Source organism: Paraburkholderia sp. IMGN_8 (assembly GCF_038050405.1).
Taxonomy (GTDB): Bacteria; Pseudomonadota; Gammaproteobacteria; order Burkholderiales; family Burkholderiaceae; genus Paraburkholderia.
The window spans coordinates 4,129,472-4,146,869 of the sequence record NZ_CP150901.1 but is presented as its reverse complement, the minus strand read 5'-3'; the positions used below and the strand labels follow the sequence as shown (position 1 = coordinate 4,146,869).

The window sequence follows — 17,398 nt, the reverse complement described above, 5'->3', positions numbered from 1 at the left end:
AGGAGCTCATCATCGACGAAGGCGGAAAGGTGGTCGCCACCGACGCAGGCGAAGACGACGATTGAGCGAGCGCCGCTCGCATATCACTGCGGCATGGAGAAACATCATGAAATGGGTCACGCGCGAACGTCCCAAGGTTGACCGGATCGCCTGTCCGTGGCTGATCGTCAGGTTCATCGACAAGGAGGCCGAGTTCCTTTACGTGCCGCGCGACGAGGTGCTGCGGGTGGCCCAGGAAACCGGTGCCATTCCCTATGACGTGCCGAACGTCGAACTGGGTCACCACGGCGAGCTGTGCAGTTTCGATGCGTTCCTGCAGAAGTACCAGCTGATCGACCCGGCGCTGCTGAAACTCGCGCAGATCGTGCGCGGGGCGGACACCAGCCGGCTTGATCTCGCGCCCGAAGCGAGCGGTCTCTATGCGATTTCCGTGGGGCTGTCGCGCCATTTCGACGACGATCATGAACAGCTGCGGTACGGCATGGTTGTCTACGACGCGCTCTATGCGTGGTGTCAGGGCGATGGGCGCACATAGGACCGCGGCCTCGGTCGCGCATCGCGGTGCAGTGTCACGCCTGATGCTGCCCGCCGGAGCTGACGCAACTGCCTTGCCCCTGCTCATCGGTCGCGGGTTGCGTGGCTTCTGTGATGGATTTGTCGCTGTGCTGCTGCCCGCGTATCTGCTCGCGCTCGGTTTCGGCCAACTGGACGTGGGACTGGTCAGTAGCGCCACGCTGATCGGCTCGGCGATGGCAACGATCCTGGTTGGAATGTTCGCCGGTCGCTATCCGCTGCGTCGCATGCTCACCCTGGCGGCATGCCTGATGGCCGCGACCGGTATGGGCTTTGCAGGACTGTCTGCGCTGTGGCCGCTGCTCATTGTCGCGTTCGTCGGGACGCTCAACCCCAGTTCGGGGGACGTCAGTCTGTTCCTGCCACTGGAACTGGCGCGTCTCGCTGGTTCAGCCGTCGGCGATGCCCGCACAGCGATATTCGCCCGTTACAGCCTGGTGGGCGCGGTGTCCGCCTCGGTAGGCGCTTTGGCGGCAGCGCTCCCGGGCTGGCTCGTCGCGCATGCGGGCCTGTCTTTGCTCGCATCCCTGCGTGCGATGTTCGGCGTTTATGCGCTAGTCGGTGTCGCACTGTGGTTCCTCTATCGCAGGTTGCCCGAACCTCAGGCGCACGACCGGTCGCGCAGCGCGCCGCTAGGTCCGTCGCGCGGGATTGTCACGCGCCTCGCGCTGCTTTTCAGTGTGGACGCATTTGCCGGCGGCCTGGTCGTGAACTCGTTGCTGTCGCTTTGGCTGATGCAGCGCTTTGGGCTTTCCCTCGGCGCGGCCGGGCAGTTTTTCTTCTGGGCGGGTCTGTTGACCGCGGGCTCGCAGCTCGCTGCGGTGCCACTGGCTCGCAAGATCGGTTTGCTGAACACGATGGTGTTCACCCATATCCCGTCCAGCCTCTGCCTGATCGCTGCTGCCTTCGCGCCGACTATGTTGATGACGCTGACGCTGCTGCTCGTGCGCAGCGCGCTGTCGCAAATGGACGTGCCAACCCGGACGGCCTATGTGATGGCGGTGGTGACACCGCCCGAGCGTCCGGCGGCGGCAAGCTTCACGTCGGTACCCAGAAGCCTCGCTTCGGCGCTTGGCCCCACGCTGGCCGGCGCGCTGCTGGCAATGGGCTGGGTCGGCGCCCCACTTGTCGCCTGCGGCCTGCTGAAGATTGCCTATGACCTCACGCTACTGGGGGCATTCCGACGGGTGAAGCTCACTGATTGAATTTCGCATCATGAATACACTTTGGTCTCGGCCTGCTGCTCGTTGGCTGCTTCCGGTCGCGTGCGCTATCGCTGCTGCGCTGGGGGCCGCTGTGTTCTCGGCGTCAGGCGCGGACGACGGTGTTGAAATGGGCGGTCTGCCGTTGAAACAGGTCGCCGACGTTCCGCTGGGCGGACGGCCGACCCGACTCGACTACGCAAGCTTTGACCCGGATCGTCACCTGCTGTTCATCGCCCATCTGGGCGACGGCGAGATCGTTGTGTTCGACACGCGCGCTGCGCGCGTGATCGCCAGGATTCCGGACGTGGCCTCGGTCCACGGCGTACTCGCCATTCCCGAGCTGTCCCGCGTGTATGCGTCGGCCACCGGCTCAGATGAGATCGTCGCGATCGACGAACCCACGCTAAAAATCACCGCGCGCATGCCGGGCGGCAGCTACCCGGACGGCATGGCCTACGCACCCGACGCACACAAGCTCTATGTCTCCGACGAAACGGGCGAGACTGCGACGGTGATCGACGTTCGCTCGAACACGCGGATTGCGACGATCCCGCTCGGCGGCGAGGTCGGCAATACCCAGTACGATCCGGTTTCCCGGCACATTTTTGTGAACGTGCAATCCCAAAGGAAGCTGGTCGAGATCGACCCGGCCAACGACCGGATCCTCGCGCAGATCAATCTGCCGGGCGCGCGGGGCAATCACGGCCTGCTGATCGATCCGCAGCAACGACTCGCTTTCATTGCCTGCGAAGGCAATGACAAGCTGCTGGTGCTCGACATGCACACGATGCACGTTACGTCGTCCTTCGACGTCGGTCAGAATCCGGACGTCCTGGCCTTCGACCCGCAATTGCATCTGCTTTACGTCGCTGGCGAAGCCGGCATCGTCTCGATGTTCAAAGTCAAAGCGGGCCAGGTGTCGAAGATCGGCGACGGCCGCATCGGGCCCAATGCGCATATCGTCGCGGTGGATGACTCGACGCATCATGCCTACTTCCCGCTCAAGAATGTTCAGGGACAGGCGACGTTGCGCATCATGGCGCCGCAAGGCTGAGGCCGTCGTGGCGCGGCCGAGCAGTCGAACACTTCGGCGAACGGCGAAATCGCTCCCTGCTCCCCGAGAAGACAGGCAACGTGTTAGAGGGAGGTATTTCAAATCCATTTGACGGGCGAGACTTCCAATTGACCGTACCGACCCCATTACGGCCTCAGGGTCGCTTAATCAGGGAGGGTATCGCCGCCGACGAGCCACACGCATCGGCGGCGTGGAGCCGTGATCCGGGGAGCGGCATCGCACGACGGTGAGTCGTTTGTTGAGGTGCTGGCGCGCGTTAGGACATGGCTTGATGCCTTGGGTGATACTGGCACCGTCGTCGCGATCACGCATGCTTCGATAATCCGTGCTGCGGTATTTCATGTGCTGAATGCGTCACCCGCAGCGTTTTCGCGAATCGAGGTCGCGCCGCTCCCGGTTGTCGAATTGCGGCGTTCGACTCGCGGATGGGCGTGGTGGCCGACGCAGTCGTGATGCCATGCCTTGATCCCGGCCGGCTGATGGGTGTCTGCTTCGGCGAGATCGACTGTCCCCTTCACGGCCTGGAATAGTCCGGCATGTTCCATCGTTTACCCATCGGGCAACCACGTCCCGAGCGGCAAGTCTCTACCGCCGCGGCGTGAATTTGCGCAAGCAAACCCATGTGCTGGATGACGCTGGTGACGCCGCGCGTCGAAACGTCGGGGATCCATTCAGGACCCCATCATGGACAAATTACTTCGTTTCGGGACATTAGCCATCTGTCTCGGCTTTACTGCGCCTGCACTCGCGCAAACCTACTACGATTCACCCGTCCCGGCCGACAGCTCCAATTGCCGCGCGGTCGCCGGGCAGGCAGAAATTGACGGCACGATGCGGCAGATCATCGGACGTGCGTGCCTGCAAAGTGACGGAACATGGCAGATCGTGCAAAACCCTGATGGCAGCGAGCTGTGGTACCCGGTCACGGCCTACCCGTATCCTGACCCCTGGTATTGGGGGCCGCCGCTTTTCATCGGCGGGGGCGTGAGCTTCATCTTTGTCGATCGTTTCCATCATTTCCGTCACTTCGATCATTTCCACCAGATGGATCACAATCACTTCGGTGTGCTAATGGGAGCCGGCTTTCACCGCAGACCATTCCCCGGCGGGGGCATACGCGGGTCCGGAGGCATGAGTCGCACGCCCGTGTCCGGTGGCATGCCCGTGTCGGGTGGTATGCGCGTGTCCGGTGGCATGCCCGTGTCGGGTGGTATGCGCGTGTCCGGTGGCATGCCCACGTCCGGTGGTATGCGCGTGTCCGGTGGCATGCCCATGTCCGGTGGTATGCGCATGTCCGGTGGCATGCCCACGTCCGGTGGTATGCGCGTGTCCGGCGGGATGCGACGGCACTAGCCCAACCTTTCCTGCTCCCACCTTGCATCCGGGATAGCCCAAAGGGGCCACTGAAGAACGAACTACGTAGGCCGCTCAAGAATTCTGCAGTGCTACCGGTCGCTGTTAGCCGGTGGCCAGGTTGGCGTCAAGCTGATGGCAAAAACGTCCAGTGAGGAGTTCGTCGTGAAAAGCTTGAAGATTTTCGTCACGATGGCGGTGCTGGCCGCCGGCTGCGCATCCGGGTCAGCAGATGCCGGGCACGCGCGGGTCTTTGTCGGCGTGGGCACCCCCTTCTTCTATCCGGTCGCTCCGCTCCCGTACTACTACTACCCGCCGGTCGTCGCCGTGCCGGCCGCTCCGGTGACCTACGTCGAACAGGGGCAGCCGTCAGCCGGCCCGAGGCAGTCCAGCGGCTCCTGGTATTACTGCGATGCGTCCAGGGCCTACTACCCGTATGTGAAGCAGTGCCCCGGCGGGTGGCGTGAAGTGCCTCCGCAGCCCGCATCTTCCCGTTGACGATCAACTGGCTGTTCAAAGCGCCATGAAGTATTCAAGACTTGCCCTGCTTGCCTCGCTGACCTGTGCCAGCGCATGCTCCGTCCTGCCGACCGCTCCGAGCGTTATGGCGTTGCCCGGCACCGGAAAGACGTTCGACCAGTTCCGCGCAGACGACGCCTCGTGCCGGCAATTTGCGTTCAATCAGGTGGGTGGAGTATCGGCCAATCAGGCGGCAACCGCGAGCGCGGTTGGCAGCGCCGCCATTGGAACGGGACTCGGCGCGGCTGCGGGTGCGGCATTCAATGGAGGCTCCGGCGCGGCCGTGGGCGCGGGTGTCGGCCTGCTTGTCGGAAGTGCGTTTGGCGCGGGCGCCGCGCAAGGCTCGGCCTACGGCGTGCAGCGCCGCTACGACTATGCTTACCTCCAGTGCATGTATGCCGTCGGTGATCGCATTCCGGTCCGCGGACGCATGATGATCGCGCCGGGCACACGGCCCTATGCACCGCCGCCCCCAGGCTTGCCGCCACCACCGCCTCCAGCGAGTTGAGGCTGAAGCTCGCCGTCAGTTGCAATGTAGTCCTTATTAACTCACAGCGCAACGTCGCCTCACATCGCACTCACGCTCGCCTCTACGCCCTTCCGTCGACAAAGCCACGGAAGCGGGCTCGCCGTGGCTAAGGGTAATCGCACCTTCCGCACAAAATAGGCGGTTTGATTCTGAAAATCCGTGTGGATCACAACAACTTGCAAGATCGCCCAATTCGGAAAAATTGCCGAGTCGCCGAGCCTTGCTGCAAGCAGCTCTTCGCGAAACGAACCTTCGTGCTCACGGAATAAAAAGCGAGCGCGAGTCGTTTAACCGTGAGTGGATGGCGCTGCGCCTGGTCATGCGGTGGCGTCGATCCAAAAAACAGTGACGGCGGTTGGAGGTTCGCGACATGAAAAACGTGACGCGATTCATATCGCTTGTGACGTTGCTTGCGGGGTCGGGTTGTCACGACCTGGAACGATCACGCGCGATCGACAACCCGGCGGTCGCCGGGAAGACAATTGCCCTGCAAGTTTGCTCGAACTGTCATGGCGCGAACGGCGTCTCGGTGTCACCGATGTTTCCCAAGCTGGCAGGTCAACAGCGGCAATACCTTATCGATCAATTAACGGACTTCAAGTCGCATAGCCGGGCTGATCCGAATGCCAAACGATTCATGTGGGGCTTTACTCACCTGACCGAGTCGCAAATCGAGGAGATCGCCACATATTTTTCGGATCAGCCTGCGGCTCGGGGTGAGTCTGGCGATCGCATGCTCATCGACCAGGGGAGGACGATATTCGCATCCGGCCTGCCGGACAGGAACGTCGCGGCATGCATTTCATGTCACGGACAGCACGGTGAGGGGGCGGGTCCAAATCCTCGCCTCGCTGGTCAACATGCGGATTATGTCGTGAAGCAGCTGCTGGTCTACCAGCGCACCGAAGACAGGCCCCGTGGTGCAACCATGAAGGCGATCTGCATCAACATGTCGGAGCAGGAATTTCGCGCAGTAGCTGCTTACGTGAAGGCGCTTCCATCCGAGATCGGGATGTCGACCGACATGCCCACCGATCGAAGAGCAGTCCATAACTAGGGGTGCCCAAAGGCGCCAGGCTGCCTCGTTACTTCAGTCCGTCTGTATAGGCCCGCCAGATCGTCTGGCCCGAACGATATCGTCGGCATGCGGTGCCGGCGCGCAGCGTCGTGTCTGTTCGGCATTGAATTCCGGCAGGAGCTGGCAAGCCGGAAGTTTGCCTCACAACCTTCCCGGATTCCGATTCGCGCACCAACGCCGTTGGCGACTCGCTGCAGGCGACCTATAGTGTTGGGGAATGCCGGATAGTCCACGGATGACGCCCCAGCAGATGACTTGACGAAGCCGGGAAAAGCCAGGTCTGATGCGTGCTCAGTCCGGTGTCAGGCGGGTGCAGACACCTCGAAAGGATCATCATGACTTTCGGAATGCGACGCGCGATCCACGCGGGACTTGTATTCGGGTATGGGTGTCTTTTTCCGGTCATCGCATTCGCGCATATCGGCCAAGGCGACATATCCGGCGGCCTGCTCGCCGGTTTCAGACACCCGATTTCCGGCCTGGATCACGTCGTCGCGATGGTTGCAGTTGGATTGTGGGGTGCCCAGCTTGGGAGACCGGCTATTTGGGTGCTGCCGGTCACGTTCCCGATCGTCATGGCCTTCGGCGCTGTTCTCGGCGGCCTAGGCGTCCCGATTCCGGGGATCGAGGTCGGCATTGCGCTATCGGCACTGGCACTCGGTGCGGCGGTGGCACTTGCGTTGACGCCGCCGCTCTGGATTGCGGGTCTGCTGGTTGCCCTGTTCGCCATCTGCCATGGACACGCACACGGGGCGGAACTACCCGGGTCCGCGAACGCAATGACCTACGCGATCGGCTTCGTCGCGGCCACCGGCACACTTCATGCGCTCGGCATCCTGATCGGCACAGTCAATCGCTGGAAGGCGGGCGGCTATGCACTGCGGGCAGGCGGAGCCCTCATCTCCGGCTGCGGTGTCTATTTCCTCACATATGCGATTCGGGGAGCGTGACGCATGCGCGCATTGCACCGGGTGGTCCGGCAAGCCGCTGCCGGTCTGAGTGCGCTGATGTTGCTTGCATCAGCCGAAGCACACGCGGTGTACCAGGGCGCGGGCGACTTTTACGCCGGGATGCTGCATCCGTTGACGTCGCCGGAACATGTATTGCCCATGCTGGTGCTCGGCGCGCTGGCAGGGCAGAACGGCCTGAAACGATGTGAATTCGTGCTTTGGGCATTTCCGGCCGCCATGGCAGCCGGCGCGTGCACTGCCCTTTCCGTTCCGGATCTGCGTGGTGTTCTCCTGCTCAACGTTGTCTCAGCCGTATTGCTGGGTTCCCTCCTTGCGGCGGCCTTGACGTTGCCGTCATGGCTGATCCTGATTCTGTCGGTCGGGTTCGGCCTGACCCACGGTTACGCAAACGGATCAGCCATCATCGGTCAAATCCGCCCAGGCGTTTTCATAGCGGGCATGGCGGTCGCGAGCTTCATCCTGATCGCCTACACGGTTGCGGCGACCTCGTTCCTGCTGCGGCTACGGCCCACCTGGATCGCCATTGCCGTGCGCGTCGCGGGCAGCTGGGCCGCAGCAATCGGGCTTCTCGTTCTCAGTCTCACTCAACGTGCGTTGCTTCTCTCCTAGGTCATCTCCACAGCCGTCAATCGCATCTAAAGTGCAAGCACTGTCAGCCCTGTCGTTCGTTCATAAATCCACAGGGTTGCGAAAACCGTGATGGCTGCTGATCCGCCGTAAAGGGTAGCCAGGCGAAACCAACGGCTCGACCGATAGATGTAAAGAATGGGCAATAGCAGCAGGACCAGCGAGATCTGCCCCAATTCCACACCGATGTTGAACCCGGCAAGGGCAGCCGCAAGCAGGGATGTCGGGAGGGCCATATCGGTCAGCACGCTTGCGAAGCCGAAGCCGTGGATCAAGCCAAAAGAAAACGCGACCAGCCAACGGCGCATGCGCACCAGCGGAACAATATTGTTGAGCGCGGAAAGCAGGATCGTCACAGCGATAGCGACTTCCACCCACCGCGACGGCAACGCCACGACGTGCAGCGTGGCAAGAGACAACGTGATTGCGTGTGCCGCCGTGAACGCAGTGACGAGCTTCAATACATCGATCGACACGGCCCTCGGGGAGTCGGCAGGAAACCACTTTTTCCCGTGCAACACGCAAGCTGCCGGCAACATCAGTGACAGGAGAAACAGGGCGTGGTCGAAGCCGCGCCAGATGTGCCACATGCCCTCCCCAACGAAATCGATGAAGGCGCGCCCGACTCCCTTCCCGCGTATGTCCAGGATCTCGGTCGGATGACTGAGCCCAAGAATAGCCGTCGTTGTAGCGCCGTTGCTCACGACGTGTATGAGTCCTTTGTGCAGCGTGTCGACGTCGGCAAACAAGCGGTAGTCGATGCCAAGCCGGGTCGGTCGAGTTGGACAGGCCACGTCGAATTCGAGCACCGCGTACGCGCCGTCGCTGTGGTGGTCGATCAGCAGGTCGCCTGGATGAATCGCGCACGCTCGCCCGTCACCCGTAAGCTTGATCCGCGTGAAGGCATACGACTTGATGTCCGCTTCGCGGACGCGGACCTCGCCCCATGTCAGCACGCCGTCCCCGTCCGCATCGAGGATAAGCGGATTGTCCAGGTCGCGAAGTGCGATATCCCATCGGCCCACAATCGTTTTGTCGCTGACTGTAAGCGTCAGGTAACTGTCGCTCGGCTTGTGCGCCTGCACCGCGGCAGCCCAGCACAACATGAAGACTGCCAGCCACCCGGGCGCTCGCCGTTTCATGCAGACGAGCCGCTGTGCGTTGCCCGCATCGCAGACCCGGCCCCAACGACAAGGCTTGCCAGCCGCGCCTCGAGTGTCGTCAAGACCGGATGGCGCAATCGCGCGGTCTTCAGCCACGTCATCGCGGGAGCGGCGCGGGCAGGCTGCCGGGCGGCGATCGCCGCCTCCATCAGGATCCGGCAATCCGCGACCTCTTTTTGCACCTGCCAATCGGCCTCGGCCAGGCTGAGCGCTTTTTCCGGGTCGTTAAGGAGTTTCAGGTTGAAAATGGCTTCCTCGCGCAGATGCACGCGATCACCCCGCTCGGCGGACGCCGCAAACCGACTTCGCAAGTCTTCGACATGAGGCGCCAGATCAGCATTCAGCCCCGCCTGTTTCTCTGCCAGCGCCAGGCGAAGGAGCAGGTTGTCGTTTCGGATGTCGGCCGCCAGCAGAGTGAGGACCTCTCTTGGCCGGTTCCGGTCGAGCAGGAAGTCAGCCCTGGCTGCTTTAAGGTATGCGTCGCGCGGATTGGCGGCCAGCGCCTTGCGGAAGAACTGTTCGGCGGCTTCCTGCTTGTCCATCCAGACCGCCGTTTCGGCTTGACTGACCATCAGCCAGGTGTAGAGCGAATCGGTCGGTGGTATCTGCGCGGCAAGCTGTTGCAAAAGGAAATAAGCCTGCTCGGGCCTGCCGCTGACCGCTGCCACATTGGCGAGGCATATCCCCGCGATGGCGGTATTCATCAGGATGAGCCGACCGCAACTCTGCCGGGCCTCCAGGTAGCGGCCTTGCACTTGCAGGATATTCGCACGGATCAGCCACGCATCCACGTTGTCCAGCTGGGCGTGAATTGCGTGATCGAGATCGTCGAGCGCGCTTGCAAAGAAGTGGTTGCTTTGCCGGACGCTCGCCCGCAACACCAATGCGCGCGGCGGTGGGTTTGGCTGCCGGAGCCACGGTTCGATTGCGGCTTCGGCCTGGCCCAGGTCGCGCGGGTCTTGATCGCGCCGAAAACGCTCCAGGTGGCGCTTCGCGAGCTCAGCCGCCAGGTCGAAGTTCTGACCGCCCGCAGCCAGGGCTGCGTGCATGCTCGCAATGGTCGAGTTAAGTGAGTCGTGCGCACGGGGCGGGAGCGTTTCCAGCACCTGTGAGTCCTGTTGCGGCCGCACGGGAGCCGCGTTCGCCAACGCGCCTGCCAGGCCAACGAAGAGGCACGATACGCACAGGATGCGCCGCACATTCGTTTCCCTTTTAACGACACGCGTCCGATTCGAACGATAGGCCCGTAGCACCTTGAGGGCGGTCGATCTTTTTAGCGCCATGGCCGCCTCGGTCTGTCATGCGGCGAGAGGGTGAACCCCGCGCCGCATCATGGTCTGCTGCGACTCATTCAGGTTGCGCTTGCCCGGTTGTCAATTCATCGCACCCGGGATCGGCGTGGTCAGATAAGGAAAGGAATTGTCAAATACGCTGTCGTCGATTGCTGCGCCATCTGTCAGAGGAGCCGCTCCGGCTGGAGCGTCGGACGGTGAGCAGCCGAAGATCCCAGGCTTGTTGAATGTACACAGCACCCCTATCACCACCCTGAGTGATGCCGTGACGACATCGTCCCCTGGCCGCCGTCCGTTTGGAAAGCCCGCGTTGTCGCCGGCGAGGACCCCCAGATTCTTCTGACTGCCTTTGGGTGTGGGTGGAATAGACGTATTCAGACGCAACATTTCGGATGGTGTGACCGTTCTCAGCTGATTGAGTCCCTGAAATCCTGTGAGGAATGTGAAAACCAGATCGAGGCGCGGGAAGTTTGTAGGCGCTTTGGCCCCGGGGAAAAGGCTCTCGATCAACGCAGGAAGCGTGGGATTCGTCACATAGTCCGCAAACTGCCCATCGTTCGCGGGCTTCGAATTGTTGAATTTGTCCTTGTCCTTCAAGCCGATCACGAGTTCGTTGACCAGTGGCATCCCGAGCCGGGAAACTTGCGTCCAGCCCCCCTCTGATATACCTGCCGCGTCGTTATCGCTCAGCCTCTCCTTGCGAATGCTTGACGTCGTCCAGCCACCGATAACCGACGTGCCGCGCTCGCCAACCAGGCACTGGGTCGGAACCTCGAGCGCGATCGAGGTGATGTTCTTGTCGGACAGATCGTTCGCGTTACCGTTTCGGGGACCCAGCGGATTAAGGTTGAGCAAGTCGAACGTCTTGCCGAGCGCCACCGCAAACGACTCCTTTCTTTGGCCCACAAAAACGCGCCCTGGGGCCCCGCACCCGGGAATGTTAATCGTGTACACATATTGCCGCGCGTAGCTGGCATAACCACTTACGCTGCCGAACGTCTTCGTCCCTATGAAGTCCGTTGGCTTGGTGAAGGTCGTGATGCCGCCCGGACCCGTGACCATCACTTCCTCAGAATCTTCATGAGAGGCACCACGCAATACCTTGAGCGTGTACGTTTCGTTAACGTTCAGCTTCGATGAGTCGCCTGCTGACACCGGGCCCGCCTGAACGAGAGGAATCGCCACCTGCTTGCCGCCGACGTTCAGTGCGACGTTACGCACTGTATTCTTGAAACGAAACTGAAACGTCAGATGCGCTTTGCCGTCGCCGACGTTGTCGATGTGAATTTCGTACAGCGCATTGGGGTCGAGGGCGAAGTAATTCGGGCCGCCGTAGGCGTCTTCCAATGGCGAGTAGTTCGCGATCAGCGTCACATAGCCGCGTCGGTTCGGCTCATAGCTGTTGAACATGTAGAAGTCGGTGCCATCCACCTTCGGCATCGTCGCAATCAGAGGCGCCTCGCGATGGCTCGACGCGTAAGCAACGCTCGCGGCGGCGCACAATAGAATTCCGGCGGCGAGTACCTGCTTCAACGCGAAGTAGACCGGCCGCAAATTAAATCCTGAAGTAAGCATGGCAACTCCTCAAAGATACGACGCCGGAACGGCGGTTCGTCACAGGAAGGAGGACACTGTCTCAATATAGGCAAGATTCGTTGCTGCGATATGGATTTCGCGCAGGCAAGTAGCGGGATGGTGTCGCGTGGCATGTGCATGTCGGCGGCTCATCGCGCCGCTCTCGTGGCACCGCGCTCAGTATTCGTGACGTCAGCTTGCTGGCCACACTATCGTCAGAACGAAGTACTGATCGACGCACCTCATCTCTCGACATACGGTCTGGCAAATCCGGTGAAGGGTGATGCCCCAGCGCAAATGTTCTTCGATGCGTGTCCAGAGGACCTGGTTCACAGGGTAGTTCGCGTGTCGCGAAGTGCGGCCATCGTTCGCACTGCCTGCCACCCCGGCACTCATCGCTGCGTGCCACGTGCGGCGTCACGTTGCGCGCGGCAATCCTTAACGAAGTCTCGCGTGTCGCACGCCTTGCCGGCACCGACCGTCTTGACAGGCGTTGGTGCACGGATGGGAATCTGAGAGGGTTGCGAGGCAAATTTCTGGCTTGCCAGTTCTGTGGGAATTCGATGCCCGACAAGCACAACGCCGCGCGCCGGCACCACATTCCGGAGATATCGTTCGGGATGGCGAACTGGCAGGAAGATGAAGACGGACTGAAGCAACGAGGCAGCCTGACGCCGTGGATCACTTCTGAGGTGCTGGAACAACGGACCGCGCCGTACCGGACGACGCCAGGCAGACAACGCGCTACCCGGGCCTGACCATCAGCACCTGCCTGATGTTGCGCACGGCATTCAGGATGCCGCTGCGTCAGGCCGAAGGCCTGCTGGAATCCGTGATCAGCCCGATGGGACTGACGCTCGACGGCAGTGCCCAGCGATGCGGCCGATGCAGCGCCCTCGCAGCGGGACGGCCATCTGGCCATGACCGGACACTCAGGGGCGGCTGGCTTGGCAGAACGCCACGGGTTATGGACGACGCGTTGGGTGAGACCACCCTGGGCCGATACAAGACGCTGGTCAGTGCGCAATTGCGGTCCGTGGCCTGGCGGCTCAACGCGCCGAGGGCCCCCGATCGGCGTGGCCGTGCTTAATCGCACGCGCGAAATCCGTGCGCCGTGAGCAGCAGCTCGCATAACGTACGGGAAAGGAAAAAGTTCGTCCTCGCTTCGCACCATGCAACAACGCTATCTTGCGATCATTAGCATCGTCGCAGGTCATCACTCGCCGGCTGAACTGCATGCAAATCTGCGGCCGTTTGCCACCGGGATCGCCGTAGCATTCCGGGACGCGCTCAAGGAACGCAAGGTGACTTCCGGGCACGCCCCAGTTCAGGTTTCGCAGTTCGCAACGAGCGTGAGCGACGATCGCTACATCTGCACGTCGATGCGTCCGTACACGCCATCCACTTCGCCGTTGGGTCCTGCGGCAAAGAACAGCGTGTTCGTGGGCTGGTTGTCGAGCCCGTTGCCGAAAGCGATCCCCCATAGCCCTGGCTCCACAATTACGGTTCCATCCTTCCTCTTGACGGTGCCGACGAATTGGCCGCTCACCGGATCGAAAGCGTTGATCGTGCCGTCGCCGAAGTTGCCGACCAGCATGTCGCCACTGAACGGACCGAAGTTGCCGGGCGCCTGCGCGACGCCCCAGGGCGCATTCAGCGGACCGGCCGATGCGAAGCGCTGCATGAGATTGCCCGCCGTATCGAATACGTCGACGAAGCCGAGGCCCGGGCCGTCGAGATTGTCATGCATCGCGGCATTCTGTTTCGCGTAGGTCACGAAGAGCTTCGATCCGATTGCCTGGATGCCGAACGGTGCGAACCCGGCCGGTAACGTCGGATCCTGAAACTTGCCGGGCGTCGCGACTTTCTTGAAGGTCCTGTCGAAGACGTCGATCTTGCTGTTGTGAAAATCGGCGGCATACAGGAAGTTCGCGCCGCCGTTGCTCGCGAGGGCGAGCCCCTTGTAGACCGCGCCGCCGCTGCCGTCGTCGAACATCGTGATCGCGGCCGTCAGACTGACCGCGGGCGACCAAGCAGTAACCGTGCCGCCCTCGCCCACGAAGATAAAAACACCCACGCCGGACTTGCCGCCCTGGCTGACGATGAAATCCGTGGTGCCGTTGAAAACGATGCCTGTCGGATTCGCCGGACCGGTGCTGCCGTCCGGAATGCTGACGACGAGCGATTGCGGCACGCCGTTGCCATCGTAGAGCGTGGCGACCGACGTTGCGTTGTCCGCGACCCAGAAGAAGCCCTTCGGATTGAACGCGATGCCCCAAGGGTTTTTCAGGTTCGCGTCGACGTGCAGCGCGGGGACGGCCCCATCCGAAACCAGCGCGGTCGCTGTGAACGATTGCACAGTGATCGATCCTGAACCGCCACACGCGACAAGACTCGCCAAAGCCGCACCGCCCGCCACGATGCTCAACACCTTAAGCAGAGATTTCATAACAGCACTCCTCACCTGACCGAGGGATGATCGAGGACCAACGCGAATACTGAACGTGCGGTGACGCGACTTTATTCCCTCGCCGGCGAACTATTTCGGGGTGCGCGATGGGTTTGCGTTCGGCGGTCAGTCGGCCGAACGGCACACAAGGGCCAACAGATCAAGGAACGCACAAAAGCTGAACTTGCGGTAGCCTCCAGCGCCGGGTCGTACTGACTGAGGCGTGCGGCGCCGTTCAATCGCGCGCGCTTTAGCAGCGCGTTCTGCGCGTCGCGGCCGTTGGGCGCTTGCCGCCGTTCCGCCCCCTTAAGGGGAGCCTGGGTGCAATCGGCACCCAGGTGACCATCGCGCAAGAGATCAAGCACCGCGGCGGTGACTGCTTATCCGTGGGCAAGGACCATCAACCCAGCGTGGATCGGTCCATGCCTACCGGCAAAGCCCAGGTTTGGGCGCCCAAGGTCATGCACACAATCAGGAAAGGCCAGCTCATAGCGGCTCGGGGTACAACGCCATCCGCTGCCCGGCAGTCGTTTCACTCGCCGCGTAACGCCGCCTTACGTGGACTCAACGTTCTTCCCGCGACAAACCCACCGAAGCAGGCTTGCCTTGGCTACGGGTCTTCCGTCGCATTCACCCAGTCCTTCCATTTGAACCAACTCGCGCCTGAACCCGTTTGCGTCCACAGCCTCCGACCGACCCCAAGCCATCGGCGATAAGTGAACCGTGGCGCGTCAAAGAACGCGTGGAGCAGGCCGCGTCACGGCATGACGACCAGAGACGTATGCATCCCCATAGCGTAGTGACCGGGCTTGTTGCAGATCAGCACGTAGCGGCCTGGTGCCAACTTGAGCGTCATACGCTTGCCCTTGCCGGGCGCCATGTCCTCCACCTCTCCCATTTTTTTGAACTGGCTCTCTGGTACTTTCCCGTTTTTAACTGGCAGCTTGTCGGCGGCCAGGTCAGTTTTTAGCACGACCAGTTCGTGTGTCTGAGCGCTGTCCGGTGCGTTGCTTACCTCGAACATGACTGTGCCTGCCTTGACGCGACTCATATCAAGCTGGATCGCATTGCTAAGCAATGTGGCTTTTATCGTCTCTTTTGCGTAAACAGGGCTGCAAACGAGACCGAGCGCGGCCACGCCAAGGAAGACCGCGATGTGTGGACTGGAGATCATGACGTTTTCCTCTGCAAATCGCCGCGGGCTTCCGCATGCGGCAGGTTGCCCACGCGTCATGCCATGGCCGGGCGCTTCGTTGAGAAGGGTCGGACGAAGCGCAAAGAAACGACGTGCGGTCCATCGACCGCAGCACGAGTCAATAGCTAACGGCAGAGCGTTGCTCACGCCGCCGTCCGGGTCGTAGTCGTCGCAAGAGGCAATGAATTTCAGGCGCGGGTGCGCTTCGAGGACTGACCATTGCGCCCGCCTGCTCACTACGGTACTAAAACGTCCAGCGCAACGCGGTTATTCCTATGACCAGGAATTATTTTCATGTCGGTCACTGTCCAATGAAGACGCATGGCGGACAATGACGCACCCCAGTGCATCGGAACTGTACGCGCCCGTTTCGTGCAACGCCAATGACCACCGCGGACACTGACGCGGGCGTCGACAGCCGGCCGGGCCACACGCCGATTCGCGGCAGGGCAGGGCCCACGATGGGCGTTGCCGCTGCAGGCGTACGCGAGCCGTTGCCACCGGCGACACACCGAGGCAGATCATTGGCACGCTGACGCTGTAGCGCGCAACCAGTCCGATGAACCTGAACTCAATTCATTCGAGTGCCTGTTAAACGCAGAGGTCAAGTACGACGTGTGCGGCACGGATGCGAAGCGCGAATTCGACTGCGCCGATGTCGGCATGAACTGATGCAAACAATACGGCTTGAAGGCGCTGGTTGGACCGGAGGTACAGGTGAAAGCGTCAAACAGAACCGACGTGCGTCAGGTGCGTCAGCGCAAGGCGGCCTGCGGCCCGCTTTTGTCGGTTGGTGCGCCCGGAAGAAGTCTGAACCCTGGCCGATCAACGACGGTTCGAGCCCGACCACAAGGTGGACCTTTGTGCCGAAAACAATATCGACTTCGTCACACCGTGAGTTCACCCCATCCGACTGGAATATATCGGTCACGCCGCACGTTTATTAACAGTAGTGGCGTGCGATGCTCTGAGTCCGCTCCGTCCCGGGATGCCGTTCCTGACCGGGAAGAAGACGACATGCCAGGAACCCTGATCGTGCTGGCCGCGTGCGCGAGCCTTGCCGCTCCCCCTGGCCGACGTGCTCAGGACCGACGTCGGTAAATGGGTCGACGAAGGACGGTAGGACCCGTTACACCATCGACAAGGACACGCGTGCCCGGCAAGGGTGCGTGCGAGTGCGCTTGTGCCGCGAACTGGCTGCCGACGCATCGCGGATGTGTATGACGAGGCGACCCGGCATACAAAGGACACCGCCTGTACCGGTTTGCAATGGACAGGAAGTCCGGTGAGATGAACGGCGACGGCTTCAAAGGCATGCGGCACATGGCGAAACCGTAGGTCAGACAGTGAGCGCGCTGGTCGCGCTCACAGGAGATGACGATGAAAGCGACTCGACTATTTGCAGCATTCCTGATGGTTTTCGCGGTCGCCGTGGCGGGGTGCTCATCAGACGGGAGCATGCATGGCGACGGCGCGACGTCCAGCGGTGGTAGCAGCAGTAGTGGTGGTCGCGGATATTGATGTTGCTGACGACGTCGTAGGGGCGGGATTGCCTCCATGCGTTTCGAGACCGACCTGGCAGCCCCGGGCGGGGCGACGAGCGGGTCCTGCGCGACGGATCGGCGGAACCCCGAATACGGCTTCCAGTGACACCGAGTACGGCGAAATGTTCGCGCAACGGTCTATCAACTCGAAACGTATAAGTCCAATCGCGGTCACGCCACGCTGATTGCAATCCTGCCCGGCACCGCGGCGACCCCGAACGACGTGATTCTCAACCTCAATGACTGGCTG

Annotated in this window: 17 protein-coding genes and 1 pseudogene; 12 read left to right on the top strand and 6 right to left on the bottom strand. The window is 61.7% G+C overall.

The genetic code is table 11. The annotated features are described in order from the left end of the window. Positions 1-106 precede the first annotated feature (106 nt). The 10 genes from WN982_RS39750 (at position 107) to WN982_RS39705 (ending at position 7,912) form a co-directional block, all read left to right on the top strand. Positions 107-535: a chromate resistance protein ChrB domain-containing protein gene (locus tag WN982_RS39750; protein WP_341317411.1), complete on the top strand. Its 429-nt coding sequence runs from the start codon at positions 107-109 to the stop codon at positions 533-535. Then, positions 522-1,778 (top strand): MFS transporter, encoded by a 1,257-nt coding sequence (locus WN982_RS39745; RefSeq protein ID WP_341317410.1) that lies wholly within the window; start codon positions 522-524, stop codon positions 1,776-1,778. The genes WN982_RS39750 and WN982_RS39745 overlap by 14 nt, the downstream gene beginning before the upstream one ends. 127 nt (positions 1,779-1,905) lie before the next feature. Beyond that, entirely contained in the window at positions 1,906-2,832 is a 927-nt protein-coding gene (locus WN982_RS39740; RefSeq protein ID WP_341319570.1) for a hypothetical protein, read from the top strand. 219 nt (positions 2,833-3,051) lie between these two features. Continuing rightward, the gene (locus WN982_RS39735; RefSeq protein ID WP_341317409.1) at positions 3,052-3,306 is read left to right on the top strand and encodes a histidine phosphatase family protein; all 255 of its coding nucleotides are present in this window, start codon (positions 3,052-3,054) and stop codon (positions 3,304-3,306) included. A 231-nt stretch (positions 3,307-3,537) separates the two neighbouring features. Then, positions 3,538-4,206, top strand: a complete 669-nt coding sequence (locus tag WN982_RS39730; RefSeq protein WP_341317408.1) for a hypothetical protein — start codon at positions 3,538-3,540, stop codon at positions 4,204-4,206. 192 nt (positions 4,207-4,398) lie between these two features. Continuing rightward, entirely contained in the window at positions 4,399-4,704 is a 306-nt protein-coding gene (locus WN982_RS39725; RefSeq protein ID WP_341319569.1) for a hypothetical protein, read from the top strand. Positions 4,705-4,729: 25 nt separating this feature from the next. Then, positions 4,730-5,233 carry a hypothetical protein gene (locus WN982_RS39720; protein WP_341317407.1) on the top strand — a complete coding sequence of 168 codons (504 nt, stop codon included), beginning with the start codon at positions 4,730-4,732 and terminating at the stop codon, positions 5,231-5,233. Positions 5,234-5,624: 391 nt separating this feature from the next. Next, entirely contained in the window at positions 5,625-6,311 is a 687-nt protein-coding gene (locus WN982_RS39715) for a c-type cytochrome (RefSeq protein ID WP_341317406.1), read from the top strand. A 356-nt stretch (positions 6,312-6,667) separates the two neighbouring features. Then, positions 6,668-7,282: a HupE/UreJ family protein gene (locus WN982_RS39710; protein WP_341317405.1), complete on the top strand. Its 615-nt coding sequence runs from the start codon at positions 6,668-6,670 to the stop codon at positions 7,280-7,282. A 3-nt stretch (positions 7,283-7,285) separates the two neighbouring features. Then, positions 7,286-7,912 (top strand): HupE/UreJ family protein, encoded by a 627-nt coding sequence (locus WN982_RS39705; RefSeq protein WP_341317404.1) that lies wholly within the window; start codon positions 7,286-7,288, stop codon positions 7,910-7,912. A gap of 26 nt (positions 7,913-7,938) precedes the next feature. Here the strand turns inward: WN982_RS39705 and WN982_RS39700 are convergent, their stop codons facing one another. The 4 genes and pseudogenes from WN982_RS39700 to WN982_RS39685 form a co-directional block, all read right to left on the bottom strand. Continuing rightward, positions 7,939-9,015, bottom strand: coding sequence for a HupE/UreJ family protein (locus WN982_RS39700; protein WP_341317403.1), 1,077 nt, complete (start codon positions 9,013-9,015; stop codon positions 7,939-7,941). A 53-nt stretch (positions 9,016-9,068) separates the two neighbouring features. Next, positions 9,069-10,292, bottom strand: a complete 1,224-nt coding sequence (locus WN982_RS39695; protein WP_341317402.1) for a hypothetical protein — start codon at positions 10,290-10,292, stop codon at positions 9,069-9,071. A gap of 174 nt (positions 10,293-10,466) precedes the next feature. Beyond that, positions 10,467-11,960, bottom strand: coding sequence for a DUF4331 domain-containing protein (locus tag WN982_RS39690; RefSeq protein WP_341317401.1), 1,494 nt, complete (start codon positions 11,958-11,960; stop codon positions 10,467-10,469). Positions 11,961-12,152: 192 nt separating this feature from the next. Next, a pseudogene (locus tag WN982_RS39685) lies at positions 12,153-12,445 on the bottom strand (IS5/IS1182 family transposase); the annotation flags it as partial. Between the two features lie 78 nt (positions 12,446-12,523). Here WN982_RS39685 and WN982_RS39680 point away from each other — a divergent pair. Next, positions 12,524-12,718: a hypothetical protein gene (locus WN982_RS39680; RefSeq protein WP_341319599.1), complete on the top strand. Its 195-nt coding sequence runs from the start codon at positions 12,524-12,526 to the stop codon at positions 12,716-12,718. A 608-nt stretch (positions 12,719-13,326) separates the two neighbouring features. Here the strand turns inward: WN982_RS39680 and WN982_RS39675 are convergent. Next, positions 13,327-14,409, bottom strand: coding sequence for a TIGR03118 family protein (locus WN982_RS39675; RefSeq protein WP_341317400.1), 1,083 nt, complete (start codon positions 14,407-14,409; stop codon positions 13,327-13,329). A 757-nt stretch (positions 14,410-15,166) separates the two neighbouring features. Further along, a complete protein-coding gene (locus tag WN982_RS39670) occupies positions 15,167-15,583 on the bottom strand; it encodes a plastocyanin/azurin family copper-binding protein (protein ID WP_341319568.1) in 417 nt (138 codons plus the stop codon). Positions 15,584-16,873: 1,290 nt separating this feature from the next. Here WN982_RS39670 and WN982_RS39665 point away from each other — a divergent pair. Next, positions 16,874-16,942: a hypothetical protein gene (locus tag WN982_RS39665; RefSeq protein ID WP_341319567.1), complete on the top strand. Its 69-nt coding sequence runs from the start codon at positions 16,874-16,876 to the stop codon at positions 16,940-16,942. Positions 16,943-17,398 lie beyond the last annotated feature (456 nt).